The organism is Pseudomonas sp. GW821-FHT01C01 (genome assembly GCF_059422645.1).
The window spans coordinates 1-25,113 of sequence record NZ_JBWKXF010000059.1 but is presented as its reverse complement, the minus strand read 5'-3'; the positions used below and the strand labels follow the sequence as shown (position 1 = coordinate 25,113).

The 25,113-nt window shown below is 57.2% G+C and carries 21 protein-coding genes, 1 tRNA gene and 2 pseudogenes; 6 read left to right on the top strand and 18 right to left on the bottom strand.

Features of this window, described 5'->3' with window-relative positions:
* Positions 1 to 18: 18 nt before the first annotated feature.
* From AC07XF_RS25180 to AC07XF_RS25170, 3 genes and pseudogenes are all read right to left on the bottom strand, one after another.
* Positions 19 to 1,932, bottom strand: coding sequence for an ATP-binding protein (locus tag AC07XF_RS25180; RefSeq protein ID WP_495028650.1), 1,914 nt, complete (start codon positions 1,930 to 1,932; stop codon positions 19 to 21).
* Positions 1,933 to 2,022: 90 nt separating this feature from the next.
* Positions 2,023 to 3,084, bottom strand: a complete 1,062-nt coding sequence (locus tag AC07XF_RS25175; protein WP_495028649.1) for a phage portal protein — start codon at positions 3,082 to 3,084, stop codon at positions 2,023 to 2,025.
* Positions 3,084 to 4,142 (bottom strand): annotated as a pseudogene (locus tag AC07XF_RS25170) (phage terminase large subunit family protein); the annotation flags it as partial. The gene AC07XF_RS25175 and the pseudogene AC07XF_RS25170, both read right to left, overlap by 1 nt.
* Between AC07XF_RS25170 and AC07XF_RS25165 the strand changes: the two are divergent.
* Positions 4,136 to 5,134: pseudogene (locus AC07XF_RS25165) on the top strand (tyrosine-type recombinase/integrase); the annotation flags it as partial. The pseudogenes AC07XF_RS25170 and AC07XF_RS25165 sit on opposite strands and share 7 nt — an antisense overlap.
* Before the next feature lie 40 nt (positions 5,135 to 5,174).
* Here AC07XF_RS25165 and AC07XF_RS25160 read toward each other — a convergent pair.
* Positions 5,175 to 5,987: a hypothetical protein gene (locus AC07XF_RS25160; RefSeq protein ID WP_495028648.1), complete on the bottom strand. Its 813-nt coding sequence runs from the start codon at positions 5,985 to 5,987 to the stop codon at positions 5,175 to 5,177.
* 284 nt (positions 5,988 to 6,271) lie between these two features.
* A tRNA-Ser gene (locus AC07XF_RS25155) sits at positions 6,272 to 6,361 on the bottom strand.
* A gap of 308 nt (positions 6,362 to 6,669) precedes the next feature.
* Here AC07XF_RS25155 and AC07XF_RS25150 point away from each other — a divergent pair.
* The 3 genes from AC07XF_RS25150 (at position 6,670) to AC07XF_RS25140 (ending at position 9,415) form a co-directional block, all read left to right on the top strand.
* Complete coding sequence (locus AC07XF_RS25150; RefSeq protein ID WP_495028647.1) at positions 6,670 to 7,359, top strand: crotonase/enoyl-CoA hydratase family protein; 690 nt, start codon at positions 6,670 to 6,672, stop codon at positions 7,357 to 7,359.
* Between the two features lie 214 nt (positions 7,360 to 7,573).
* The gene (locus tag AC07XF_RS25145) at positions 7,574 to 8,296 is read left to right on the top strand and encodes a lysophospholipid acyltransferase family protein (protein ID WP_495028646.1); all 723 of its coding nucleotides are present in this window, start codon (positions 7,574 to 7,576) and stop codon (positions 8,294 to 8,296) included.
* Positions 8,297 to 8,443: 147 nt separating this feature from the next.
* A complete protein-coding gene (locus AC07XF_RS25140; RefSeq protein ID WP_495028645.1) occupies positions 8,444 to 9,415 on the top strand; it encodes a magnesium and cobalt transport protein CorA in 972 nt (323 codons plus the stop codon).
* A 97-nt stretch (positions 9,416 to 9,512) separates the two neighbouring features.
* Here AC07XF_RS25140 and AC07XF_RS25135 read toward each other — a convergent pair whose 3' ends face one another.
* The 3 genes from AC07XF_RS25135 to AC07XF_RS25125 form a co-directional block, all read right to left on the bottom strand.
* The gene (locus AC07XF_RS25135) at positions 9,513 to 10,235 is read right to left on the bottom strand and encodes an amidotransferase (protein ID WP_495028644.1); all 723 of its coding nucleotides are present in this window, start codon (positions 10,233 to 10,235) and stop codon (positions 9,513 to 9,515) included.
* A gap of 95 nt (positions 10,236 to 10,330) precedes the next feature.
* The gene (locus tag AC07XF_RS25130; protein WP_495028643.1) at positions 10,331 to 12,475 is read right to left on the bottom strand and encodes a 3-hydroxyacyl-CoA dehydrogenase NAD-binding domain-containing protein; all 2,145 of its coding nucleotides are present in this window, start codon (positions 12,473 to 12,475) and stop codon (positions 10,331 to 10,333) included.
* 24 nt (positions 12,476 to 12,499) lie between these two features.
* Positions 12,500 to 13,705, bottom strand: a complete 1,206-nt coding sequence (locus AC07XF_RS25125; protein ID WP_495028642.1) for an acetyl-CoA C-acetyltransferase — start codon at positions 13,703 to 13,705, stop codon at positions 12,500 to 12,502.
* A gap of 604 nt (positions 13,706 to 14,309) precedes the next feature.
* Between AC07XF_RS25125 and AC07XF_RS25120 the strand changes: the two genes are divergently transcribed.
* Positions 14,310 to 15,131, top strand: coding sequence for a c-type cytochrome (locus AC07XF_RS25120; RefSeq protein ID WP_495028641.1), 822 nt, complete (start codon positions 14,310 to 14,312; stop codon positions 15,129 to 15,131).
* Positions 15,132 to 15,252: 121 nt separating this feature from the next.
* Here AC07XF_RS25120 and AC07XF_RS25115 read toward each other — a convergent pair whose 3' ends face one another.
* From AC07XF_RS25115 to AC07XF_RS25070, 10 genes are all read right to left on the bottom strand, one after another.
* Complete coding sequence (locus AC07XF_RS25115; RefSeq protein WP_150758897.1) at positions 15,253 to 16,062, bottom strand: transglutaminase family protein; 810 nt, start codon at positions 16,060 to 16,062, stop codon at positions 15,253 to 15,255.
* Positions 16,059 to 17,009 carry an alpha-E domain-containing protein gene (locus AC07XF_RS25110; protein ID WP_204931817.1) on the bottom strand — a complete coding sequence of 317 codons (951 nt, stop codon included), beginning with the start codon at positions 17,007 to 17,009 and terminating at the stop codon, positions 16,059 to 16,061. The genes AC07XF_RS25115 and AC07XF_RS25110 overlap by 4 nt, the downstream gene beginning before the upstream one ends.
* Positions 17,010 to 17,021: 12 nt before the next feature.
* Positions 17,022 to 18,431, bottom strand: a complete 1,410-nt coding sequence (locus AC07XF_RS25105; protein ID WP_007988088.1) for a circularly permuted type 2 ATP-grasp protein — start codon at positions 18,429 to 18,431, stop codon at positions 17,022 to 17,024.
* A 359-nt stretch (positions 18,432 to 18,790) separates the two neighbouring features.
* Positions 18,791 to 19,135 carry a ribonuclease E inhibitor RraB gene (locus tag AC07XF_RS25100; RefSeq protein ID WP_007988090.1) on the bottom strand — a complete coding sequence of 115 codons (345 nt, stop codon included), beginning with the start codon at positions 19,133 to 19,135 and terminating at the stop codon, positions 18,791 to 18,793.
* Positions 19,136 to 19,345: 210 nt separating this feature from the next.
* Positions 19,346 to 19,579: a hypothetical protein gene (locus AC07XF_RS25095; protein WP_495028658.1), complete on the bottom strand. Its 234-nt coding sequence runs from the start codon at positions 19,577 to 19,579 to the stop codon at positions 19,346 to 19,348.
* Between the two features lie 196 nt (positions 19,580 to 19,775).
* The gene (gene speE / locus AC07XF_RS25090) at positions 19,776 to 20,651 is read right to left on the bottom strand and encodes a polyamine aminopropyltransferase (RefSeq protein ID WP_429369308.1); all 876 of its coding nucleotides are present in this window, start codon (positions 20,649 to 20,651) and stop codon (positions 19,776 to 19,778) included.
* A 243-nt stretch (positions 20,652 to 20,894) separates the two neighbouring features.
* Positions 20,895 to 21,086 (bottom strand): PLD nuclease N-terminal domain-containing protein, encoded by a 192-nt coding sequence (locus AC07XF_RS25085; protein ID WP_495028640.1) that lies wholly within the window; start codon positions 21,084 to 21,086, stop codon positions 20,895 to 20,897.
* 82 nt (positions 21,087 to 21,168) lie between these two features.
* Positions 21,169 to 21,699 carry a hypothetical protein gene (locus AC07XF_RS25080; RefSeq protein WP_495028639.1) on the bottom strand — a complete coding sequence of 177 codons (531 nt, stop codon included), beginning with the start codon at positions 21,697 to 21,699 and terminating at the stop codon, positions 21,169 to 21,171.
* Positions 21,700 to 21,946: 247 nt separating this feature from the next.
* Positions 21,947 to 22,465, bottom strand: a complete 519-nt coding sequence (locus AC07XF_RS25075) for an ankyrin repeat domain-containing protein (RefSeq protein WP_495028638.1) — start codon at positions 22,463 to 22,465, stop codon at positions 21,947 to 21,949.
* A gap of 97 nt (positions 22,466 to 22,562) precedes the next feature.
* On the bottom strand, positions 22,563 to 24,401 hold the full coding sequence (locus AC07XF_RS25070) for a long-chain-acyl-CoA synthetase (RefSeq protein WP_495028637.1): 1,839 nt from the start codon (positions 24,399 to 24,401) through the stop codon (positions 22,563 to 22,565).
* A 357-nt stretch (positions 24,402 to 24,758) separates the two neighbouring features.
* Here AC07XF_RS25070 and AC07XF_RS25065 point away from each other — a divergent pair, with 357 nt between their 5' ends.
* On the top strand, positions 24,759 to 25,037 hold the full coding sequence (locus tag AC07XF_RS25065; RefSeq protein WP_046042946.1) for a DUF3509 domain-containing protein: 279 nt from the start codon (positions 24,759 to 24,761) through the stop codon (positions 25,035 to 25,037).
* The last annotated feature ends 76 nt before the right edge of the window (positions 25,038 to 25,113 follow it).

The window sequence follows — 25,113 nt, the reverse complement described above, 5'->3', positions numbered from 1 at the left end:
CAGATCATTACTTACCACTTAACTCTGCAGCGACTTAAATAGTTTTTGAAACTCTACGGATATAAACTTCCCATTTGTATGGTGCAGAAAATTTTCTACAAGCTTACTCCCCAGAGCATTTGCATTTTTCGCAATAGAACCAAACTCTTTATATTTATCAAACAACTTACCGGCTACTCCATGGCCATCTTGTAAAAAATATCGCTTATCTGAACGCATGACCAAAGGCGAGGCAACGTACGTAACATCTACATCCTTTTCGTTATCATAATCGAACAACTCTTTCAAAAACCAATCAACACTTAACTGCAACAGTTCTTGATTTTCTAGCCATACACCATAATGGACATTATCTTGACAAAACTTAGAGATCGGGTAGGTTTTCGGTTCTTTATTATGGAGAAACAACATCACAGCTATTGGGTCTATAGCAACATTTTCCATGGTATATGCATAATCACTCGCAAACACCTTAACATGCTCATTACCCTTATTCTTTTTATCCCAATCTGTAACCCCCCTGACTGTCTTACTTCCTTCTAAGGTCAGCCTCTCTACCATCCCAATCACTTGACTACAATCACCATCACCACGCATCGCAGTCAAAAAGTCCTGCAGAGCTAAATCTTTAGGATTAAGATACTGTTTCGCTTTTTCCTCTAAAGCTTTCCTAGGATAAGCTGGACCCGAGCTAACAAAACTCAATGAGACTCCTGAGTCTAGCGCTGAAATAGCACTCAACCTATTGTAGACCTCAGTATAAATCGAGCAATCATATGTACTTTCCACAAAAACTTGCCGTCTATTTTCGGGAGAGATTGATATGTGATTTATACCTTCAAGAAGTTGCGAAATAGCGTGATCTTTATCCGCTATCGCAAGTGCGCCCTCACTCATAATTGCAATGAAGGCATCATCGGGCGCAAGAGCAACTGTTGTCGGCGAATGCGTAGTAAGCACTACGACAGTATCGAAATTTTTCACCACTGCCTCTAGCACCGTATAAAGATTTTTCGCCATCTTCGGATGCAAAAATACATCAGGCTCGTCCAACAAAAGAAGTTTTGGAGGCAGTTGCCCGCTGCTCTTTGAATAGAGCATATTGAACATGATTAAAGCCATCCACATGAGCGTTTGCTCGCCTGCGGACAAGTCACTGGCGATTACCGGACGCCCTGTACGAACCTCTTCTAAAATTGCTTGATAATCGTACGAAAACGAATTTTCATCGGGAATCTGAAACCTAAACTTCCCACTTAAAGACGCTTCAAGAACTTTATTCATCAAGCTCCAGGGAGCCTCTCCAAAAACACTAACAACCTCTTCTTGGGCTACATAGGCCAAATTAGCCCCAAACCGCTCGTTTCGCCATTGATTAAACAAATTATTATGAAGTTGCTTTATATAAATATTACAGGTTGCAGCAAATGCATTAGTACCCGCAAATACTTGCGTTGAACCTCTAAAATTTAGCCGAACATCTTCTTCAGTAATTTCTGCTAACGGCTTTTCAAATTTCCGAGAAATAAATCTGCACAACGAATGCAACTCAACATAACTCAACCCCCTAGCCTGCAGCCCACGAGCTTGGTAATTAGCATGATGAAGCGTCGCATCAAACTCCAAACTAAATATATCTCGCTCGCGCTTAAAATAAGCCAACGTCTGCGCTAAACTTGCCTGATAACCACCCTCATCAAAGCCGCCCTCAAACTGCGGCCGCAACTGTTCAGAGGTAAGCAAAACAATTTCATTTGAGGGTACTACATCATCGTAGATTGAAAATAAAACCCCACCTCCAGCCAACCCCTTTAGTGTTCTGGTCTTCCCTACTCCGTTAACCCCTGTAACAACCAAAACTTTCTTATCGAACGCAAAATCATCAATGAGTGGGGTTTCAGGTTGAATCCTATTCGCTAAAAACTTAAACATATCTGACGTCCTTGCGTTTATTTTGGCTTTCAATCTTTCACCTATCTTGCCTCAACGCCCATAAAGCACGCTAGGCACTTCACCAACAGGCTATCGTGCTATATCGGAGTCCGGCTCTAAAGACTTCCAGCGCACGACCTCCTCACCTAGCCACTCGTTGACTTGCTGCAGGCGTGCCTGGATCGGCTCAAGTTCGTTCATCGCCCAGATCTGCGCCGCTTCCTTGATCGATCCGAACCCTCCCGCGTTCTGCGGTACGATGCCCATCAACTGCGGCGGAATCCGCAAGGCGGCCAGCATGTCGTCGCGGCTGATGTTCTTGATCGAGCCGAACTCGTCCTTGGCCGCCACCTCACTAACCGGTATCAGTTGGATGCCGTCTTTCTTGCCACCAGGTGCGTACATGAACAGGTTACGAAAGTTACCCGGCCCCTTCGCTGACTTGAGCGCCGACCGCAACGCAGCAACGTCGGTTTCGTTCTGAGCCGTATCCGTCATGTACATGATGAAACCGGCATGGCTGCCGTTGTTGTAGTACTTGCGGCGGAACAGGGTGGCGGACTCGTTGAGCAACGCGCTCTGCAATGCAGGCAGCCACTCCGGCAACCCGTAAATCTCCTGGTTGATGTCGGCCTCGCGCAGATGGCAGATCGTCCCCTTCTTGAATTCATGCTCGTCACGCCAGCCGCGCACCTGGTAGTAAGTCTCCAGATCCGCACCCCGGCGCATGTACTTCCCCAGCGCAGGCTGCAGGCCCAGTGCGGTACCCAGCATGTTGTCGCGCTTTTCCAGGTAGGCATTACCGCACCACAACCAGTCCAGGGCGAATTGCTCGAAGGTCTGCCGTGACAGCAATTTGTGCGGAATGAAGGTGCGAGCCAGCATGTTGCGTTTGAAGTTGAGCCCCGACTGCAGGAACACACTCGCCCGGGAGGACTTGGCCAGGCCATCCAACGACATCGGTGGCTCGTACCAGCGCCCATTCAACCAGCATTCCAGGTAGTCGAGGATGCCCCGCTCATCGAGCACTGGGGTCGGATCACCAAAGGTGAAGGCTTCCATGCGTCCGCCTGTAGAGGGCAGCAACTCGCCCTCGACAACGGGTTGGGTCGGTCTCGACAGTTGCCGGGAATTGCTTCGACGTTTGCTCATCAGTAAATCTCCATGAACCCGGTATTGACGGCCGTCTGGCCTTCAAGCGGTTCGTTCTGCAGTGCGTGGAATAACGCCCAAGCCAGGTCGGCATGGCCGGTTTCGTCGTTGCGCCCAGCGGTGTAGGTGAATTGCCGACCGCTGGCGGTGATGGTTTTGCGGATGGCCATCAGCGACTGGGCCATGTCGGTCCAGCCTGCGTCGAATTCGAGCCGCCCTTTGTGAATCACGTCGTAGGCCTTGAGCACCAGGCGGGTTTTCACCTCCGGTGAATAGCTGAAGGTCACCACGTTCGGGAAGAACTGGCGCACCAGCTGCGCCACGCCCGAGCCCATGCCGGTGATGTCGATACCGATGTAGGTCACCCAGTAGCGCATCGTCACCTGGCGAATGGCTTCAGCTTGGGCGGCAAAGTCCATACCGCGGAACTGGTGCCGCTCAAGCACGCGGAACTTGCCGCCCGGGACCATTGGCGGGGCCACCACCACCAAGCCCGAGCTGTCGCCGGTTTCGGCCGGGTCGTAGCCCACCCAAACCTGACGATCGGCGAAGGGACGCGCGGCGAAGGGTTTGTAGTCCTCCGACCACTCCACCCAACTGTCGACCATGCAGGGTTGCAACACGTTGAGCGGGAAGATGCTCGCGCCGTCGTCGACGAATTGGCACATGAGCAAGTTGGCGAAGGCGTCGGCGTTGTACTCCAGCCGCAGCTCTTCAAGGTCGAACAGATCACAGCCGCGCTGCTCGGCATCCAGGATGGTGACGATCTGCCGCCAGATGCGGTCCTCGCACAGTCGACCCTGCTGCAGGTTGTCGTGGGACACGTCCAACTTGAGCCGTTGGGCCGCTGGTTTGCCCTTGTTGAAGCGCTCACCGGTCCAGAACGTGTAGGCCTCGTGGGCCATGCTCGACGGCGTCGAAAAGTAGGTGCGCCGGTATTGCTTCTGCATCGCCATGCCGCTGGCGACTTTGTTCAGTTCGTTGAACTTGAACGTCCAGAAGAATTCGTCGAAGTAGAAATTGCCGTGGTAGCCCTGGGCGGTGCGAGCGTTACCGCCGGCATTTTCCCGAGTCGACAAAGTTGGCCGAGAACAGCTTCGGGCATTACCTGGACCTTTGGCTGACAATCAAGAGCAACAGCGTCGCCGCGACATCTTTTCGCGGGTACAAGAACAAGGCGGAGGTTCATGTACGGCCACGCTGGGGTGACATTCAGATCGATCAGATTGACCACCTGGACCTGCAAGAGTGGATTCAGGGGCCACTGTCGAAGCGGCTGAAGAACAAGACTATTCGCGACATCATCAGCAATGTGCGCCAGGTGTTCCGGCTCTACCGTACCCGGAAGAAGGTCGCGCACGACCCAACCGAGGGGTTATTCGTGCGCCTGCCCGATCCAGAGGCGCCGGACCCGTTCACCAGGGCGGAAATCAAGCAGATTCTCGACACACACACTAGCCGCACCCAGGAGCTGTTGATGGTGCAGTTCATGATTTGGGCAGGCCCACGGGTATCGGAGACCATCGCACTGGCTTGGGAAGATGTCGATCTTAAACAGGGGACGGTGACTTTCCGCCGGTCCAAGGTGCGTGGGGCCTTTCGCGTGACGAAAACCCGGCGCTCCACGCGCAAGGTGCGCCTGTTGGAGCCCGCCTGGGACGCCCTGCGCAAGCTGGATGCCATCAACCAAATCAAGACTGTGGACACGGTCGATGTCGTCGAGCGGGACAACAAGACAATCCGCAAGCACAAGCTGCACTTTGTATTCCTGAACACCAAGAGCGGCCTGCCGCATGTCAGCGACTTTGTCGTGAGGGACAGGTTCTTCAAAGCGCACTTGAAAGCGGCCGGCGTTCGCTATCGCGGCCCAGGCCAGTGCCGCCACACCTACGCTAGCCAGTTGCTGACCACAGGCGTCGCCTCGGTCGACTGGATTGCTGAGCAGATGGGGCACACCAGCGCAAATATGATCCGGCAGCACTATGGGACGTGGATTAACGAGGATGGACCAGACGTCATCGGAATGCTTCAACTTGCCCTGAAACTTTAGCCATTTTCCGAAAGGGGCCAAATTGGCCCCAATGAGGGGTTTAGAAGATAGTTTTTATAACCTTGTCGACCCCGGCAATAAGCTCGCTCACTTCCTCAACCGTTGGGTCGGTCGAGTTCTTATGACCACATTTATTACGAATGTCTCCAAGAAACTGGATATGCCTAGACTGCGACAGTTCAATGACACCAGCTGCTTTTAACGCATCGTTGAGCACTGCAATAGTTCCAGATTTCTTAGACAAGTTGTGGTTATCACAAACTTGCTTCATATGGCCTTCCAGCACGACTCCAGCGACAGCGCCCGCAGCACGAGCAAATTTGTTTTTTAGCAGTTCTCTAGCAACATCAAGTTCGGAGTCAAAAAGATCAGCCTGTACCAATTGCTTGATATCAAAGAGTGAACTCTCGAAACGTTTTTCTATGGACTCAAGGATAGCTATCTGCTGCTGCAGCAACGGAACAGCGGCAGACATGTCAACGACCACTTCCCCGCCAAACCGAGTCGACGAAAGGGATTGGCACGCATCCTCGATTCGATAACTCTCGACATCAAATGACTTTCGCGTTTTTGGTCGTTCATAAAATTTTACGAAGTCCGCATACCGGTCGGGAAGTAGCTGCTTTACAACGACCAGAGCTTCCGAATACCAGTGGTTGTAGCAAACCCGAAAGGGTTTGAGCTTTTTGCCGTAACTTTCAATTTCCTCCTCGGTCCATCCCGCCCTTGCCAAACGGGCTCGCCATTCTTCCTCACCGAGCGCGTCACGGCGAAGCGCCTGAAGAACTGCACCCCCCTCTAGAAGTAACGCCTTCAGATCTTTCCGGTACTTTTCTAAATTGGATACTGTCATCGCTCCCTCGCATGTAGATAACCAAATTGATCATCGGTCAAACGAAGCAGAGTAATAGCATTTTAGTGCCACGAATAGTTAAGCGACCGTTTTCCATGCCCTCCGGGAGTCGTAGGTTTGGTTCCGCCCGGTCCTGCACTGCTGAGAGAGAAATCGGAGATAGGTCACCTGCATAAAATCCTCAAGTGTTCCCATGGATGTTCCCATACAGGCCTTTTTTAACGCCAAAAAAAACAAAACCCCTGAAAACTTTAACGTTTTCAGGGGTTTAGTCGTTTCGAATGTGGCGGTGAAGGAGAGATTCGAACTCTCGATACAGTTTCCTGTATACACACTTTCCAGGCGTGCTCCTTAAGCCACTCGGACACTTCACCGTATCTCTTCAAACATGTTCTGTCTGTCGAGGCGCGCTAATGTAGTCGAAAGCTTTTCCGATGGCAAACATTTTTTTCAGAATTTTCATGCGGTTAACGCGATTCAACGTTTCCGGTCGCTCCGGGCCATGGCAAACCGGCCAATCTCCGGCTTCGTGCCCTCTTCTATATAGAGGGGAATGCGCAGCAGGCACGGCGGGCTACGCCTGGCGGGCAGGCAAAGGGTGACTGGCGGGTCAGTCACGGCGCTTTACCTGGCCTGCGGCGGTGGGTAACGTCTGCCCAACTTTATTGAAAGGAATAGCGTCATGAGTGAGTTGATTTCTTACCATCTCGAAGACGGTATCGCGACCCTGACCTTGAGCAATGGCAAGGTCAATGCCATCTCCCCGGATGTGATTGCCGCGTTCAACGCTGCGCTGGATCAGGCGGCGACTGATCGTGCAGTGGTGATCATTACCGGCCAGCCCGGCATTCTCTCCGGCGGGTATGACCTGAAGGTGATGACGGCTGGCCCTAAAGAAGCCGTGGCGCTGGTGACCTCCGGCTCGACACTGGCCCGCCGCCTGCTGTCGCACCCCTTCCCGGTGATCGTTGCGTGCCCGGGGCATGCGGTGGCCAAGGGGGCGTTTCTGCTGTTGTCAGCCGACTATCGCATCGGCGTCGACGGTGCGTTCAGCATTGGTCTGAACGAAGTGCAGATTGGCATGACCATGCACCACGCGGGTATCGAGATTGCCCGTGATCGCCTGAGCAAAGTCGCGCTGCAGCGTTCGGTGGTCAACGGCGAGATGTTCAATCCACAAAGCGCCGTGACTGCCGGTTTCCTTGATGTGGTGGTGTCGGCCGAGGAACTGCAAGGCGCGGCGCTGGCGGCGGCTCGTCAGTTGAAGAAGATCAACATGACCGCACACAAAAACACCAAATTGAAAGTGCGCAAAGCGCTGCTGGAGGCCCTGGACAACGCGATCATCCAGGACCAGGAACACCTGGTTTAAGCCCGGATCTGCAACAACGAAAAGCCCGACCGTCGTGTCGGGCTTTTTCATACGTATCGCGGTTAAACATCTGTAACCGCTCTAGACCGCATCTGACCCACTAGTCGGAAACATCAGCACAAACATCGGCTATCTCCCACCTCCCTGGCAGCAATTGCCGAAAACAGTGCACATCCGTACACTGCGCCACCTTTTGTCCCGGTGGGGCCTGTAAATGCTGTTTTTGTTCCGTATGTCATTGATGGGCCTGCACTTTATCGTGGCGGGTGTGCTGGGTGTGATTCTCGGCCTGTGCCGGCCATTCAACCCGGACAACAGCCGTCTGTGCGCACGCCTGTATGCCTGGCCGGCCATGTGTATTTTGCGTTTGCGGGTGAAGGCCGAAGTCGGGCCGTTGATGGACAAACCTGACAGCTGCGTGATCGTCGCCAATCACCAGTCCAACTACGACCTGTTCGTGTTTGGCAACGTGGTGCCACGCCGTACCGTGTGCATCGGCAAAAAGAGCCTGAAATGGGTGCCGCTGTTCGGGCAGTTGTTCTGGCTGGCCGGCAATGTGCTGATTGACCGTGGCAATGCGCACAAGGCGCGCAAATCGATGTTGACCACCACCCATACCCTGCAAAACAAAGACACCTCGATCTGGGTGTTCCCGGAAGGCACTCGCAACCTGGGTGAGGACTTGCTGCCCTTCAAGAAAGGCGCCTTCCAGATGGCCATTGCCGCCGGGGTGCCGATCGTGCCGGTGTGTGTCAGTAGCTACGTCAAACACATGCGATTGAACCGCTGGCGCAGTGGGAAAATTCTGATTCGCTCGTTGCCGGCGATTCCCACCGCAGGATTGAGCCTGGACGACATGCCCATGCTGATTGCCCAGTGCCGCGAACAGATGCGTGAATGCATCGAATCGATGGACCGGCAACTGCAAGCTGCCTGAATGAAACCCGCCGAGTGCGGGTTTTCTTTTGCCCCTGAACTCTGCAGATTTAGCTGACTCTCAAGCATCGCCAAGGCTAAGCTGAACAATGCCTGCCATTGCGTTTATCGCTAATAGAAAGCTGCCAATAAGAAGTGAACCACCATCATGGGTAGAGTTGTTGCTGCTGCGGTTTATAGCGCCGGTAAAAGAGTCACCAATATCACCCTTGACGAAGGCGCCGCCTGGGCGGCAAAGCCCGGGCATTTTGTCTGGATTGGCCTAGAAGAGCCGAACGCCGAGGAGCTCTACAATCTGCAACGCCAGTTCAACCTGCACGAACTGGCCATTGAAGACGCCCTGGAAAAGCACAGCCGGCCGAAGCTGGAAACCTTCGGCGATGCGTTGTTCATCGTGACGTATTCGCCCATCCGCCATGAAGGCAGACTCGAATTCATCGAGACCCATATCTTTGCCGGCAATGGCTACATCATTACGGCGCGCAACGGTCACTCCGCGTCCTACGCTCATGTCCGACAACGCTGTGAGGCGCGTCCGCTATTGCTTGAGCACGGGGAAGATTTCGTTCTCTATGCCATCCTCGATTTCGTGATCGAAAATTACCAGCCGATGGGCGAAGCCATTCACGCGGAAATCGATGAGCTGGAAGGCAATGTGTTGTGCGGCGTGCTGAATGACTACGACATCCAGAAGCTACATGGCCTGCGTCGTGATGTTTTGCGCTTGCGTCGTTATGTGGCACCGATGATTGAAATAGGGGAGGAATTGCAGAGGCTGAGCTTCCCGTTCATCGACAAGAACATGCGGCCGTACTTTCGCGATGTGCAGATTCATGTGACGCGGCAGATGGAAGACCTGACGACGCTGGCGGATATTGCCAGCCAGACGATTGAGGTCGGGGTGCTGTTGGAGGCTTCACGCCAGAGCGTGGTGCAACGCAAGTTTGCGGCCTGGGCGGCGATTCTGGCCTTCCCGACGGCGGTGGCGGGGATCTACGGGATGAACTTCCAGAACATGCCGGAGTTGAGCTGGCACTACGGGTACTTCGGGGTGCTGGGGTTTATTACGGTGGGTTGCTTGGGGTTGTGGGCGAGTTTCAAGAAGTCCGGTTGGCTGTAGACGGGACCGAGGTGATTGGGAGATTCGCTGGCAAGCCAGCGCCTACAACGGGTACGCGATCCCCCGTAGGAGCTGGCTTGCCAGCGAAGCTTTTGCTTCAGGTCGCTTGAGGCTTGTGCGCGACAAACCGCATCATCCACTCGGCAACCGTGGTGCCGTGGTGTTCCTGTTCCAGGCTCGCGATACCTTTGGAGTAGACCTGCTCACCCAGTGCCTGCTGGCGAATCTCCAGCAGGGCGCGGGAGTAGTCGTGGATGAATTCCGGATGCCCCTGGAAGCACAGCACCTGATCGTTGATGTGGTAGGCGGCATACGGGCAGAAATCGCTGGAAGCGATGACCGTGGCGTTTTCCGGCAGCGTCGTGACCTGATCCTGGTGGCTGATCAGCAACGTCAGTTCTTCGCGCACCGGGCTCATCCATGGCGCCTTGGCCGCCATTTTGTACTTGTGCGTGCCGACGCCCCAACCCTGGGTTGCACGTTCGCTCTTGCCACCGAGCAGCAGCGCCAGCAACTGATGGCCGAAGCAGACGCCCAGCAACTTGTCGCCGCGCTCGTAGCGGGTCAGCAGATATTTCTTGAGGGTTTCGATCCACGGGTCGGTGCCGAAGGAGTCAGCCTTGCTGCCCGTCACCAGGTAGGCGTCGAACGCCAGGTCGTCGCCTGGGTATTCACCCTGCACAACGTTGTAGACAGTAAACTCGGCGGCAATCGGCTGCTGCGAAAACAGGTGTTTGAACATCTGCCCGTAGCCCTGATATTGGTCAACCAATTCCGGACGCAGGTGGTCGGTTTCCAGAATGCAGATGCGTAACGACATAAAAAATACCTGACACGTGATGGGAATAATGCACACCCCAGAGCCTGCCTCGAAACACCGTGACAAGGCAAGCCCCGAAATGCGTCATCGCCCCCTTAGAACGTCTCCCCTTTGGCCGCCTTCTCCAGCAGCAATGCGGGCGGCGCGAACCGCTCACCATATTGCTTGGCCAGATACTGCGCCCGGGCGACAAAGTCCTGCACGCCGTACTGATTGATGAATTGCAGCGCACCGCCGGTCCAGGCGGCGAAACCGATACCGAAGATCGAGCCGACGTTGGCATCCGCCGTCGAGGTCAACACGCCCTCCTCCACACAGCGCACGGTTTCGATGGCTTGCACGAACAGCAAACGATCACGCACATCCTTCGGCGAAATCTGCCCGTCGGCTTTCTCGAAGCGGGTTTTCAACCCGGGCCACAGGTGTTTCTGGCCGCCCACCGGATACTCGTAGAAACCTCCACCGGCAGCCTTGCCTGGACGCTTGAATTCATTGAGCAGCAAGTCAATCACGGTAAATGCCGGATGTTCTATCTGCGTTTTCCCTTCTGCTTGCAGGTCCTTGGCGGTTTGCAGGCGGATATGGCTCATCAGGCTGAGGGAAACTTCGTCAGAGATCGCCAGCGGTCCTACAGGCATGCCGGCTTTGCGCGCTTCAGTCTCGATCATCGCCGCGTTGACGCCTTCGCCCAGCATGGCGACGCCTTCGTTGGTGAAGGTGCCGAACACCCGCGACGTGAAGAAACCGCGGCTGTCGTTGACCACAATCGGGGTTTTCTTGATTTGCAGGACGTAATCGAACCCGCGGGCCAGGGTTTCGTCGCTGGTATTGATGCCCTTGATGATTTCCACCAGCGGCATTTTGTCCACGGGGCTGAAAAAATGCAGGCCGATGAACTTGCTCTGGTCGGGTACGGCGCAAGCCAGGCCGCTGATCGGCAAGGTCGAGGTATTGGAGGCGATCACGGCGTCCGCACCGACGACCTTTTGCGCCGCCAACGAGACCTTGGCCTTCAAATCACGATCCTCGAACACGGCTTCGATGATCAGGTCACAACCGGCCAGGTCGGCATCGCTTTCGGTGGTTTGAATGCGTGCCAGAACGCTATCACGCTGTTCGATGCTCATTTGACCGCGAGAGACTTTCTTGTCCAGAAGCGCCGCTGAATGCGCCTTGCCCTTCTCTGCCGCGGCAAGGTTGATGTCCTTGAGCACCACATCGATACCCGCCGATGCGCTGACAAACGCGATACCGGCGCCCATCATCCCGGCGCCGAGCACGCCGACCTTGCGGGTGACATAAGGCGCAAAACCTTGAGGTCGCGAGCCCCCGGCATTGATTTCGTTGAGCTGGAACCAGAACGTGCCAATCAGGTTTTTCGAGACCTGGCCGGTGGTCAGTTCGGTGAAGTAGCGGGTTTCGATCAGGTGCGCGGTATCGAAATCCACCTGGGCGCCCTCGACCGCCGCACACAGGATCTTCTCCGGCGCGGGCATCGTGCCCTGGGTTTTGCTGCGCAGGATCGACGGTGCAATCGCCAGCATCTGGGCGACTTTCGGGTTTGACGGTGTGCCGCCCGGAATCTGGTAACCCTTCACGTCCCAGCGCTGCACCACCGCCGGATTGGCGAGAATCCACGCCCTCGCCTTGGCCAACAGGTCTTCGTGATCGGTCGCCAGGGCGTCGATCAATCCTGCCTGCAACGCCTGTTGTGGCCGCACCCTCTTGCCTTCAAGCAGATAAGGCAGGGCTTTTTCCAGGCCGAGCATACGCACCATGCGCACCACGCCTCCGCCGCCAGGCAGCAGGCCGAGGGTGACTTCCGGCAGGCCGAGTTGCACCGACGGGTTGTCCAGCGCCACACGGTGATGGCAGGCCAGGCAGATTTCCCAGCCGCCACCCAATGCGGCGCCATTGATCGCGGCGACCACTGGCTTGCCGAGGGTTTCCAGGGTGCGCAGCTGGCCCTTGAGGCTCAGCACCATGTCGTAGAAGGCTTTCGCCTGGGGCTTGCCGACCTTGATCAGTTCATTGAGGTCGCCGCCAGCGAAGAAAGTTTTCTTGGCCGAGGTGATGATCACACCGGCGATGTTGTCCTTGTCGGCCACCAGCCGCGCAACACAGTCAGCCATGGCCTCGCGGTACACCGCGTTCATGGTGTTGGCGCTCTGGCCCGGCAGGTCGATGGTCAGGACGACGATTTGGTCCTGGCCTTTTTCGTAACGAATGGCTTCGTTCATAACGAGGTTCCTTGTAGTCCGGGCTCAGAGGCGTTCGATGATGGTGGCAATGCCCATACCGCCGCCGACACACAGGGTCGCGAGGCCATAACGCAGGCGTCGGGCTTCCAGTTCATCCAGCAGCGTGCCGAGAATGGCGCACCCGGTGGCACCCAGCGGGTGGCCCATGGCGATTGAGCCGCCGTTGACATTGACCTTGTCCGGATCGACGGCCATGTCCTTGATGAATTTCAACACCACCGAAGCGAACGCCTCGTTGACCTCGAACAGATCGATGTCCTCGACCCGCAGCCCGGCCTTGGCCAATGCCTTGCGGGTCGCCGGCGCGGGGCCGGTGAGCATGATGGTCGGATCGGTGCTGGTGACCGCCGTGGCGACGATCCGCGCCCGCGGCTGCAGGCCCAGCGCCCGGCCCTTGGCTTCGGAGCCGATGAGCATCAGCGCCGCGCCATCGACAATCCCGGAACTGTTGCCGGGGGTGTGAACATGGTTGATCCGCTCGACATGACTGTAGACCCGCAGCGCGGTGGCATCGAAACCCATCTGCCCCATCATCTCGAAACTTGGCTTGAGCTTGCCCAGTGCTTCCAGGGTCGAATCGGCGCGGATGAACTCATCGTGATCGAGCAGGATGATGCCGTTCTGGTCCTGCACTGGCACCAGCGACTTGTCGAACGAACCATCGGCCCGCGCCCGCGCCGCCTTTTGCTGGGAATGCAGCGCGTAGGCATCGACATCCTGACGGCTGAAGCCTTCAAGGGTGGCGATCAGATCGGCGCCCACGCCCTGTGGCGTGAAGTGACTGTGCAGGTTGGTCGCCGGGTCGAGCGCCCAGGCCCCGCCATCGCTGCCCATCGGCACCCGGGACATCGACTCGACGCCGCCGACCACCACCAGGTCTTCGAAACCGGAGCGCACTTTCATCGCGCCGAGATTGACCGCCTCCAGCCCTGAAGCACAGAAACGGTTGATCTGTACCCCCGCCACACTGACATCCCAATCGGCCACCTGAGCGGCGGTCTTGGCAATGTCAGAACCTTGATCGCCAATCGGCGTCACGCAGCCGAGCACCACGTCATCGACCTGGCTGGTGTCCAGAGCCGTACGCTGTTGCAGTGCGGTGAGCAAACCGGCAACCAGGTTCACCGGTTTGACGCTGTGCAAGGAACCATCGGCCTTGCCTTTGCCACGGGGCGTGCGTAACGCGTCGAAAATCAATGCTTGGGTCATGACGTCCTCGAACCGCAGTGCATGTGGGTAAATACCGAGTGCTCACTCTTGGCCCGACTCACGTTTGATTCAATGACCGCAGCGCTCACAGATGTTGACGCTCACGCTCAGACGGACGGTAGTCAGCTACCGGATTAACCGATTCAGAACACCAAGCTGTCTAGCCAACGGGCGCCAAAGAAGCTGGCAATAGGCCTCATACCTTTTTTAAAGCGAATCGTAACAACACCATACGAAATGGATCTAAACCAAGCGCTGCGCGGGCTCTAAGGTGAACTTGTACGAAGTTGTCGTCGGGTTTTGCCGAGGCGCTCGTCACTACAGGAAGTGCAACGCGCTGCCATCATGGAGATATGCAGGCAGGCATCAGGAAATAACAAAAAAGGCGGTCAAGCCATGTTCAAACAATCGAAAGTACGTCAAGCCGGACTCATCCTTTTCGCCACCACGCTGTTGTTGATATTGCCGAACCTGACCAAGGTGATCGGCTAGTCGCGTCTACAAAGATACGGCGTCACAGTTTTTGAATTGCCACTATCAAAATGTGACTGGCCCGCTACCCGGGCCAGCGTGGCTGTGCCAATCTTTGCGGCATTTCCACGACATGGACGGCGATCACTTGAAAATGCTCATTCTGCTCGGGGCTCTGCTGGTCGGCTCGCCCCTGTATGCCGCACAGCTGAACCTGGAGTTGGGCGCGAACAGTCGCACCTGGCAGACCGAGGAACTGCTCAAGCATCCTCAAGCCCAGACCATCAACATCAGCAACGACGTTTCCTACAAACGGGACATGAGTTACCGCGCCGTGCCGCTGTCCGCACTGCTGACCGGCATCAAGCCCGACGACCACCTGCAAGCCGTGGCCCTGGATGGCTTTGCCGCCGAAATGGCCGCGGCGCCGTTGCTCAATACCCAAGGGGCACGGGCCTGGCTGGCGATTGAAGACCCGGCCAAACCGTGGCCACCGCTAGCAGAAGGCAAGCCAGGCGCCGGGCCGTTCTATCTGGTCTGGGCCAATCCGCAGGCCGGCAATATCAGCCCCGAACAATGGCCGTTCCAGGTGGCGAGCATCAAACGCCTGGCGCCCGTGGCCGAGCGCTTTCCTGCCCTGCTGCCCGACCCGGCCTTGAAGGCGGATGATCCGGTGAACAAGGGGTTTGCGTTGTTCCAGAAGAACTGCCTGGCATGTCATCGACTCAATGGTGCCGGGGACGCGCAGTTCGGGCCGGACCTGAATATTCCGTACAACCCAACCGAGTACTTCGGCGCGGACTTCCTCAAGCGCTACATTCGCGACCCACAGAGCTTGCGCCAGTGGCCACAGGCGAAGATGCCCGGGTTCTCGGCCGAAGTGTTGCCGGATGGGGATCTGGGGATGTTGGTGGGGTATTTGAAGCATATGGTCGGGCGCAAGATTAAGCCTTGATCACCATCCTTTGTAGGAGCTGGCTTGCCAGCGAAAGCTGTCTGAAATTCAACAGTGATATCGACCGTGATGGCCTCATCGCTGGCAAGCCAGCTCCTACAGGGGTTCTGCGGTGTCCCGCTTACTGCTGCTGAACGGAGATAACCGGCGCTGGCGTCGGTGAAACCAGCACCTTGGCATGCATCTGCTCACACCCGCCGCCCCGGCGCATACCCCGTACCGGGCAGGCATCCAGGTAATCCAGGCCCACTGCCAGTTTCAGGTGACGTTCCGGCCGGGCCAGTTCATTGGTCACGTCGAAGCTGTACCAGGCATCATCCAGCCAGGCTTCAGCCCAGGCGTGACTGGCCAGGTGTTCGCTGTTTTCGCTGTACAGATACCCCGACACATATCGCGCCGGAATGCCCAGGCTGCGGGTGCAGGCAAGAAACGCATGGGTGTGGTCCTGACAAACGCCGGAACGCCCGGCAAACGCCTGGGCCGCGCTGGTGTCGACTTCCGTGGAGCCCGGCGTGTAAGTCATATGCTGGTTGAGGCCGTGCATCAAATCGATCAGCGCCGTGCGATCGCGACGCTGCTTGCATTCCTTCTCGGCGAACGCCCGCAGGGCGGCATCGGCTTCGGTCAAACGCGTGAAGCGCAGAAACGGCAGCGCCGACTGGCTCTCGTGCTCGGCCTCACGCCATTCATCGATATCGACCTGGCCACGGGCGCCGATGATGATCGCCTCGTGGGGCTCGTCCATGGTCAGCACATGCAGGATGTTGCCGAACGGATCGAGTTGCGCGCGCACCGGGCGTGGCAGATCGAGTTGCCAGCTGAGCACGTGCTGACGCTCGCTGTCGTGGGGCGTCAGTCGCAGGTACTGGATGCTCGCCCGCACCTTATCTTCGTAGTGATAGGTGGTCTCGTGGCTAATGGAAAGTCTCATGCGGCCTCCAGATAAGAACTGTGAATCGCGTTTCCCAACTGGCGCACCAGCGGGATGAACTCGGTCAGCCAGGCGTGCAGGCCTTCTTCGAGAATTTCATGGATGCCGGTGTAGCGCAGGCGTGCGTCCATTTCTGCTGCCAGGCGCTGTGCCGGACGACCGTTGGCCCCCGGCAACTGCGCGAGGATCTGGTCGATTTCTTCGGTGCAGGCACGCAGGGATCGCGGAACATCGGCACGCAGCAATAACAATTCGGCGACATGCCGGGCACCGGGGGCGTCACGGTAGATTTCCGTGTAGGCCTCGAACGACGACAACGCCCGCAACAACGCGCTCCACTGGTAATACGCGTGAGCGGTGCCATCGCTGACCGCTTCGGCCTGATCGCCGGCCATTTCGTAGCGGGCATCGAGCAGGCGCAAGGTGTTGTCCGCCCGTTCGATAAAGGTCCCCAGACGAATGAAGCGAAACGCATCGTTACGCATGATGGTGCCGTAGGACGCGCCCCGGAACAGGTGGGAACGCTCCTTGATCCACTCGCAGAAACGACTCATGCCGTAGCGACTCAAGCCTTGGCTGGCGATCTCGCGAATTTCCAGCCAGGTCGCGTTGATGTTTTCCCACATGTCAGCGGTGATGCGCCCACGCACCGCATGGGCGCTGGCCCGTGCGGCACCGAGGCAGCTGTAGATGCTCGCCGGGTTGGCCGCATCCAGGGCGAAGAAATGCAGCAGCCGTTCGGCATGCAGTTCGCCGTGGCGCTCCAGGTAATCGTCCAGGGTGCCGGTGATCAACAGTGGCATGGCCAGTTCGTGCAAACCGTCGCCACGACCGTCTTGCGGCATCAGCGACAGCGAATAACTGATGTCGAGCATCCGTGCGAGGTTTTCCGCCCGCTCCAGGTAACGCGACATCCAATACAAATCCGAGGCAGTTCTACTTAACATGGCAGGCTTCCTTTAATCCTCGACCACCCAGGTGTCCTTGGTTCCGCCGCCCTGGGAGGAGTTGACCACCAGGGAGCCTTCGCGCAGGGCGACACGGGTCAAACCGCCGGGCACGACCCGGGTTTCGCGGCCCGACAAAACAAACGGCCGCAAGTCGATGTGGCGTGGCGCGATGCCGTTTTCGACAAAGGTCGGACAAGTCGACAGCGACAGCGTCGGTTGCGCGATGTACGCATGGGGCTTGGCGATGATCCGCGCACGAAAGGCTTCGATTTCCGCCGCCGTCGCCGCCGGCCCCACCAGCATTCCGTACCCGCCGGAGCCCTGGGTTTCCTTGACCACCAGTTCTGGAAGATTGGCCAGGACGTGGGACAGCTCAGATGGATTGCGGCATTGCCAGGTCGGCACGTTCTTCAGGATCGGTTCTTCATCAAGGTAGAAACGGATCATGTCGGTAACGAACGGATACACCGACTTGTCGTCCGCCACCCCGGTGCCGATGGCATTGGCCAGCACCACGTTGCCGGAACGATAGGACGACAGCAGCCCTGGCACGCCGAGCATCGATTCCGGGTTGAAGGCCAGAGGATCGAGGAAGGCGTCGTCAAGGCGACGATAAATCACGTCGACCGCTTTCGGCCCGTCTGTAGTACGCATGTAGACCTTGTCGTCTCGCACGAACAGGTCAGCGCCCTCGACCAGTTCCACGCCCATTTCCCGCGCCAGGAACGCATGCTCGAAGAACGCACTGTTGAAGCGCCCCGGCGTCAGCACCACCACGCTCGGGTTATCGATGGGACTTGAGCTTTTCAGGGTGTCGAGCAGCAGGTTCGGGTAATGGTCGATAGGGGCGATGCGTTGCGCCGCGAACAGTTCGGGGAACAGGCGCATCATCATCTTGCGGTCTTCGAGCATGTAGCTGACGCCGCTCGGTGTACGCAGATTATCTTCGAGCACGTAGTAGGTGCCGTCGCCGTCGCGCACCAGGTCGACACCGGAGATGTGCGAATAGATATCGCGGTGCAGATCCAGGCCCTGCATTGCCAACTGGTACTGCTCGTTGGCCAGCACCTGCTCGGCCGGAATGATCCCGGCCTTGATGATGCGCTGCTCGTGATAGAGGTCGGCGAGGAACATGTTCAACGCCTTGACCCGCTGGATGCAGCCCCGCTCGACAATCCGCCATTCGCTGGCGGGGATGCTGCGGGGGATGGTATCGAATGGAATCAGGCGCTCTGTGCCCTGCTCGTCCCCGTAGAGCGTGAAGGTAATCCCGGCGCGATGAAACAACAGATCGGCCTCGCGTCGCCGTTGTGCCAGAAGCTCGTCAGGCGTCTCGGCCAGCCAACGGGCAAACTCCCGATAATGCGGGCGGACCTGGCCGCCGGCATCGTACATCTCATCAAAATAGGTGCGGATCATGCCGTACTCCTTGTCACTCGGACGTCCAGACCTTCGCAAGGCCCGTGCCAGCGGCATAAACGCTTTGATATCAATCAGTTGGATAATCACTGCGCACGCACCGCACCAATCCTGTGCGGTAAATGCCCCAACCTGATCGCCCCCGCTTCATTGCAAGGCGTGGTGTTCGCCTATCACCAGCATAGCCTGTAGGCGCCGGCTTGCCGGCGAAGGGGTCGTTAAGTCATGTGTTGCTCAAGGAGGACGCTTTCGCTGGCAAGCCAGCTCCTACAGGGGTCGTGTTCAATTTCCTGGCGGCGAAAATGAAAACGGCCAACCCGAAGGTCAGCCGTCATTGCCGGTTGTCACTGTTCATAAGGTTATGCGAGTCGCCCTCGTACCTCCTGTTTCACACCCCAGCCTTCGATAATGCCGCCCAACGGCTCGACTACCGCTTCAAAACCCTGTTCGAAGTCGCCGATGTCGTCGTAGGTGGCATACATGACTTTGCTCAACTCCAGCGCCCAGGCGCCATCGTCGCGCACACTGACTTGCGCATTCAGGGATTCACCACGGTGGAAATGACCTGCCGCCCTGCGTGCCCGCTCCTCGTCCGGGAAAATGGCGTAGAACTCGATGGGATGAAACCGCGAAAAGTCAAAACCGCCTTCTTTCATGCGGCGCAGCACGCTGCTGCTGATGTCTTCTTGATAGGCTGTGCTCATGAAACGTCCTCCTCAAAACGATGGATAGACTTTCCGTACTCCCTCACCCGCAACCGAACAGCGCGAGCGACGGCAACCAATGAGCCGGCGGGAAACAAGCATGGAGCTGACAAGACCAGACCTTAGCGATTCAATCGCTGATCTCGCTTGCAGAGTAGCCTCAAGATAGAGCCTCTGCCAAGGTCTGGATGTGAATGCGACAGGTGTCGTTCAGATTGGAGAAATACCGAGGATTTGAATGCTGTTCTGAAACTTGAGTTCTTTGACGCATGCATCGGCGGTCCGCCCCTCCAGATCGTTCAGATCCAGTTCGGCGGCGACAGGAAGAAACCGGGCCTTGATGAGCTTGGCGGCGCGCTCGTTGTCCGGGCGCTCATTGCACTCGAAGACCTCGTCGACAGTTTCGCCATGATCATCCACGAAAGTGACCTTCCACTTTTGCATTGCTGCCTCCTCGATAAAACCCATGGATGGGCTTACATCTATCTCGACCTTGTTAGCTGGCTAATTGTTCCGCCGCAATTCAGTGTGGGAGCGGGCTTGCTCGTGAAAAGGGTGTGTCAGCCAGCAACTCTGTCAACTGACACGCCTTCTTCGCGAGCAAGCCCGCTCCCACAGGTTTGGTGCGTGGACTGAAAGATCAGTCGTTGCTTGGCTTGTTCACCGCCTGCAACACGTATTGCGGCAAGGCGAAGGCACCGATGTGGATTTCAGGATTGTAGTAGCGGGTGATGATGCCGCTGCCCGTGAAGCGCTGTTGCAGGGTTTCGCGGGACAACTTGCGATAAGCGGTATTGGTCGCGCCCCAGGCGAAGGTCATCGAGCCGCCGATGTAGGTCGGCACGGCAGCCTGGTAGAAGTGCCAGTCCGGGAACAGGCTGCGCAGGCGACCGGCGGTGGTCTTCACTTCTTCGATCTGCATGAACGGCGTGCCGTTCTGGGTCACCAGGATGCCGCCTTCGTTCAGGCAGCGATGGCAGGCCTGGTAGAAGTTTTCCGAGAACAGCACTTCGCCCGGCCCGATCGGGTCGGTGGAGTCGGAAATGATCACGTCGAATTTTTCAGTGGTGGTGGCGACAAAACGCATGCCGTCGTCGATCACCAGGTTCAGGCGTGGATCATCGAATGCACCCTTGGAGTGGTTCGGCAGGAACTCCTTGCACATGTCGACCACGGTGCCGTCGATCTCGACCATGGTGATGTGCTCGACACTGCGGTGCTTGGCCACTTCACGCAACATGCCGCCATCGCCGCCGCCAATGATCAACACGCGCCTGGCGGTGCCATGGGCGAGGATCGGCACGTGGGTGAGCATTTCGTGGTAGATGAATTCGTCGGCTTCGGTGGTCTGGATCACGCCGTCCAGCGCCATTACCCGGCCCATGCGCGGGTTTTCGAAGATCACCAGGTGCTGGTGTTCGGTGCGCACTTCGTGCAGCAGTTTTTCCATGCGAAAACGCTGGCCGTAGCCTTCGTAGAGGGTTTCCAGGTAGTCGCTGGTCGGGGTGTTGCTCATGGGAAGTGCTCCGATGAATGCGGGTGGCAACGGACGGTTACCCGCCCATGATGGCCATTCGATCGTCTCGATTGACCGGGAAAGGCGCGCATTCTACGTCGCGGAAGATGACAGGTCGAACCTTCTGAACACTACATGACCCTGTAGGAGCTGGCTTGCCAGCGATGCGGGCAATGCGGTCTTTCAAATACACCGTGGTGACCCCATCGCTGGCAAGCCAGCTCCTACAGGTTTGGGGCAACTTCAGATCCGGACATTGCCCCGCGGCCCGGCGATGGCCCAGATGATCAGTCCCAGCACTGGCAATAGCGCGATCAACAGCACCCAGAGGATTTTCATCCCGGTCTCGGCGCTACTTTTGAACACATTGATGATGGCCCAGATATCCAGGGCAAAAATGATCAAGGCAACCAGGCTGTTGAACGTGGAACCCATGGTGACGCTCCTGAAGAGTGATTTGCCCTCTTAGGATAGACGGTCGTCGTGAGGGTTCCCTTTTATTGACAGTGTTTGGCTATCAGACGTGGATGGCCACTTTCAGGGCTTCCAGGGACGGCGCGGCCGCGATGCCGACTTCGGCGCACAACTCCAGCACCCGTGGCACATCGTTGCCGTAGACCAGTACCACCTGCAACTCGTCATCGAGCAACTGGCTGAAGTTCATCAGCGTGTAGCCGCCATTTTCCTTGTTCAGGCTGCTCATCTGCACCTGGATGCGGTTGAGCGCGGTCAGGGCTTCGGTCTTGGCCAATTGCTTGGGCTTGAGGTTGAACTCAATGCCCGGACCGAACGAAGCGACGATCTGGGCGAACAGGTCCATGTAGGTGTCAGCCTGGAACAGCACCGTTTCCGGCAGGCTGCCGACCACCACCCACTCACCCAGCGGGATCGGGAAGGTGTCGTCGTAGTTGATGTCCGGGTTGGCGCTCAGAAAAGCCTGCGGATCGGCGTAAGCCTGGGCCGCTTCGTCTGCGACCTTGAGGATTTCGTCTTCGCCCATGCACCCGGAGCTGATTTTGCTGATGAGTTCGACGAGTGCGGCTTTCATGGGGCGGATCCTGTAGCGAGGGGGATTTTGAGGGCGCGAAGGATAGCGCATTCTGTCGCTGATCGCCTGGGACAGGCGTAAACCTGTGGCGAGGGAGCTTGCTCCCGCTGGGTCGCGAAGCGACCCCAAAATCAGACGATGCGATTTGTCAGACAGACCGCGCTGAATGGATTTGCGACTGCTGCGCAGTCGAGCGGGAGCAAGCTCCCTCGCCACAAAGGAATCATCAACCACAAATTCGTCGATATCAGCCCAAGAGCTTCTGCAACTGCGCAACAGTATCGGAAGCGCCCATGGTTTTAGCCGCTTCCAGAGCGGTGATGCCATTGGCGTCCTTGGCTTCAGGATCGGCACCCTTGCTGATCAGGTAGTCGACCACTTCGACACGGTTGAACATCGCCGCCATCATCAGCGCCGTACGGCCATCGAAGGACGAGCCTTCAACCTGTGCGCCACCGTCGACCAAGGCCTTGATCACCGCCAGGTCGCCCTTGAAGGCGGCCCCGGCAATCGGGCTCTGGCCATTGTCGTTGCGGATCTCCGGATCGGCCTTGTGCTCCAGCAGGACTTTGACCGTGTCCACATGACCGTGATACGCGGCCAGCATCAGCAAGGTATCGCCCTTGTGGTTACGCAGGTTCGGCGGCAAACCCTTGGTCAGCAGCGCGGCCATCATCGCCGCATCGCCCTCCCGTGCCTTGTTGAATACCTGTTCGGCGAATTCGGCGGCTTCTTCGGGGGTCATCTGGCGGCTTTTGTCTGACATTGGGCACTCCAATTTCTGTCATTCGTAAAAGCCGATAGTTTCCCGAGCGCTCCCGGCACTGTCACTTGTTTTTTCTCATCGGCCGCCATAGCCAGATTCAATAGCGGTACTTGCCGCCGTGAATGTCAGACAACAACTGCTCCGTGACCTGCACGTAGGTCTGGGTCCCCGGCAGCCAGGCATAGATCGGGTCATCACCGGTTTTACCCGGGTCGAAGGCCTCGTCCTTGAGCCGGGTCTTCTGATATTTGAAAGTCCCGGTGGTTTCCATTTTCACTTTCACCCGCAGAAACAACGGCACCGCATAGGCTGGCATTTGCTCACGGGCGAAGGCCAGCAGTTCACTGAAGTCCAGGGTCGCCAGGGATTCGGCGGGGGTAATCGCCGCCATCCCGGCCCGGCCATTGGTGTTATGGATTTCCACGCCATAGGCGACGGCTTCGGAAATATGCGGGTGTTGCAGGAGGATGTTTTCCACCTCCGTGGTCGAGACGTTTTCGCCCTTCCAGCGGTAGGTGTCGCCCAGGCGGTCGACAAACTGCGCATGACCAAAGCCGATGTTGCGCAACAGGTCGCCGGTGTTGAAATAGCGGTCGCCCTTCTCGAACACATCGTGGAGCACGACCTTGGCGGTTTTCTGCGGATCGGTGTAGCCGTCCAGCGGTGCCTTGTCGTCGATTTTCGCCAGCAACAACCCCTGCTCGCCCTTGGCGACCTTGCGCATCCGGCCCTTGGCATCACGAATCGGTGCGCCGCTGTCGTGGTCGTATGCAACCAGCTCCCAGCGCATCAGGGAAAAACCGATGGTGTTGTCGAAATTCAGAATGTTGGTGAACCCGATATTGCCGTCACTGGCAGCGTACAGCTCGCAAATGTGATTCACCGCAAAGCGGGTCTTGAATTCGCTCCAGGCGCCAGGACGCAAGCCGTTGCCGATCATCTTCTTCACGTCGTGCCGGCTGTCTTCAGCGCTGGGCGGTTGATCGACCAGGTAGCGGCACAGTTCGCCGACATAACCGATGGTGGTCGCCCGGTATTTGCGCACGTCGTTCCAGAACTGACTGGCGCTGAACTTGCGGCGGATGGCGAACCCGCTGGCACCACTGACGGCCGAACCCCAGCACACGCAGAGGCCCGTGGCGTGGTACAGCGGCAAAGTGCAATAGACGACATCGTCCGGACGCATGTCCAGGGCGATCATGCCGAAACTCGCGGAGCTGCGCATCCAGCGACCGTGTTTGAACACGCCAGCCTTGGGCAGCCCCGTGGTGCCCGAGGTGTAGATATAAAAGCAGGGATCGTCGAAGAAAATCTGCTGGCTGCTGGCCGGGTTGTCGCTGGCGTCGTCGAGACTGACGGTCATCAGATTGATGAAACCTTCAGGTGCGATGCCCGGTTGGCGAGAGGTGTCCTGATCGGCGACGAACCAGGTGCGCTCGGCCTTGATCGACACCCGGTCACGAACCGCCAGGTACGCCGGGACCAACTCCTCACCGACAATGATCGCCACCGGCGCCACCAGATTCACACTGTGCACCAGGGTGTCGCGGGTCTGTGAGGTGTTGAGCAGCGCACTGATCGCGCCGACCTTGGCCACCGCCAGAATCGTCACCAGCAGTTCGGGGCGGTTCTCGATGAAGACCGCCACCACATCACCCTTGCCTATGCCTTGGCCGATCAAGTGATGGGCGATACGGTTGGCCCATTGATTGACCTCGGAATAGCTGAGCGTTACGTCGCCTTGCAACAACGCCGGGCCATCCGGGTTGCGCAACGTGGCTTGTTCGAAACTCCAGCCCAAACCACACACCTGGGTCGGGTCCTTGACGTTGGCGACCTTCATGCCCTTCACCACCCGGGGGATGGCTTTGGCAATGGAAGGCAACTTGCGGAGCATCATGCCCCAGGTAATCGTGTCGTTTGGCGTGCGGCTCATGATGCTCCCGTTCGATCTTTTTATTGTCGGGCTGCGATGACTGAATCCGAAAATACGTCAACGGTTCTTGAGCTGTACACGCGGTTTTTGAAATGTTTTGTATCCGCGATCTTGATCCGCGACGGGTAGGTTGCCAATGGTGAACCCCGGCCAGGGCAATGGTTCCATCGGATCGCCGAGCGACCTCGCAAAATGCAGGATGCACGACGGCCATTCATGCAGAATGCACGAAAGCAAAAATCTTCAAAGATATTAACTTATTGATTTATATCGTTATTTTAAACAAATCAATGCTGGCACAATCGCTGCAACCTTCTCCGTATGCTTGCCATTCAAGCGCCAACGGAGCTGAAAGACATGAACCTGATTCAGGAAAAATTTTCGTCCCTGTTCTCCAACTTCGAAGTCACCACCCAGGCCCGTCCTGACGGTGGGATCCTGCTGACCCTGAGCGGCGGCGAAGGCAAAGTGTTCAAGCGCTCGATTTCCTACCAGCAATTGCACAATGGCGATCAACTGACGTGGGTCATCAGTGCGATTCGCCGCGACCTCGCCGAACAAGCCAGTGAACTGCCGCAGATTTCCATGCTGCAAAGCCAGCAACGGTTTGCCTTGCCGACCTATCACTCGCTGTAACAAATGTGGGAGCGGGCTTGCTCGCGAAAGCGGTGTGTCATCCAACGTTTATGTTGACTGACACACCGCTTTCGCC

Bases quoted from the DNA above. Each gene is read 5' to 3' on its own strand.
- AC07XF_RS25180 (WP_495028650.1), bottom strand. From the start codon at position 1,932: ATGTTTAAGTTTTTAGCGAATAGGATTCAACCTGAAACCCCACTCATT.
- AC07XF_RS25175 (WP_495028649.1), bottom strand. From the start codon at position 3,084: ATGAGCAAACGTCGAAGCAATTCCCGGCAACTGTCGAGACCGACCCAA.
- AC07XF_RS25160 (WP_495028648.1), bottom strand. From the start codon at position 5,987: ATGACAGTATCCAATTTAGAAAAGTACCGGAAAGATCTGAAGGCGTTA.
- AC07XF_RS25150 (WP_495028647.1), top strand. From the start codon at position 6,670: ATGAGTGAGTTGATTTCTTACCATCTCGAAGACGGTATCGCGACCCTG.
- AC07XF_RS25145 (WP_495028646.1), top strand. From the start codon at position 7,574: ATGCTGTTTTTGTTCCGTATGTCATTGATGGGCCTGCACTTTATCGTG.
- AC07XF_RS25140 (WP_495028645.1), top strand. From the start codon at position 8,444: ATGGGTAGAGTTGTTGCTGCTGCGGTTTATAGCGCCGGTAAAAGAGTC.
- AC07XF_RS25135 (WP_495028644.1), bottom strand. From the start codon at position 10,235: ATGTCGTTACGCATCTGCATTCTGGAAACCGACCACCTGCGTCCGGAA.
- AC07XF_RS25130 (WP_495028643.1), bottom strand. From the start codon at position 12,475: ATGAACGAAGCCATTCGTTACGAAAAAGGCCAGGACCAAATCGTCGTC.
- AC07XF_RS25125 (WP_495028642.1), bottom strand. From the start codon at position 13,705: ATGACCCAAGCATTGATTTTCGACGCGTTACGCACGCCCCGTGGCAAA.
- AC07XF_RS25120 (WP_495028641.1), top strand. From the start codon at position 14,310: ATGGACGGCGATCACTTGAAAATGCTCATTCTGCTCGGGGCTCTGCTG.
- AC07XF_RS25115 (WP_150758897.1), bottom strand. From the start codon at position 16,062: ATGAGACTTTCCATTAGCCACGAGACCACCTATCACTACGAAGATAAG.
- AC07XF_RS25110 (WP_204931817.1), bottom strand. From the start codon at position 17,009: ATGTTAAGTAGAACTGCCTCGGATTTGTATTGGATGTCGCGTTACCTG.
- AC07XF_RS25105 (WP_007988088.1), bottom strand. From the start codon at position 18,431: ATGATCCGCACCTATTTTGATGAGATGTACGATGCCGGCGGCCAGGTC.
- AC07XF_RS25100 (WP_007988090.1), bottom strand. From the start codon at position 19,135: ATGAGCACAGCCTATCAAGAAGACATCAGCAGCAGCGTGCTGCGCCGC.
- AC07XF_RS25095 (WP_495028658.1), bottom strand. From the start codon at position 19,579: ATGCAAAAGTGGAAGGTCACTTTCGTGGATGATCATGGCGAAACTGTC.
- speE (WP_429369308.1), bottom strand. From the start codon at position 20,651: ATGAGCAACACCCCGACCAGCGACTACCTGGAAACCCTCTACGAAGGC.
- AC07XF_RS25085 (WP_495028640.1), bottom strand. From the start codon at position 21,086: ATGGGTTCCACGTTCAACAGCCTGGTTGCCTTGATCATTTTTGCCCTG.
- AC07XF_RS25080 (WP_495028639.1), bottom strand. From the start codon at position 21,699: ATGAAAGCCGCACTCGTCGAACTCATCAGCAAAATCAGCTCCGGGTGC.
- AC07XF_RS25075 (WP_495028638.1), bottom strand. From the start codon at position 22,465: ATGTCAGACAAAAGCCGCCAGATGACCCCCGAAGAAGCCGCCGAATTC.
- AC07XF_RS25070 (WP_495028637.1), bottom strand. From the start codon at position 24,401: ATGAGCCGCACGCCAAACGACACGATTACCTGGGGCATGATGCTCCGC.
- AC07XF_RS25065 (WP_046042946.1), top strand. From the start codon at position 24,759: ATGAACCTGATTCAGGAAAAATTTTCGTCCCTGTTCTCCAACTTCGAA.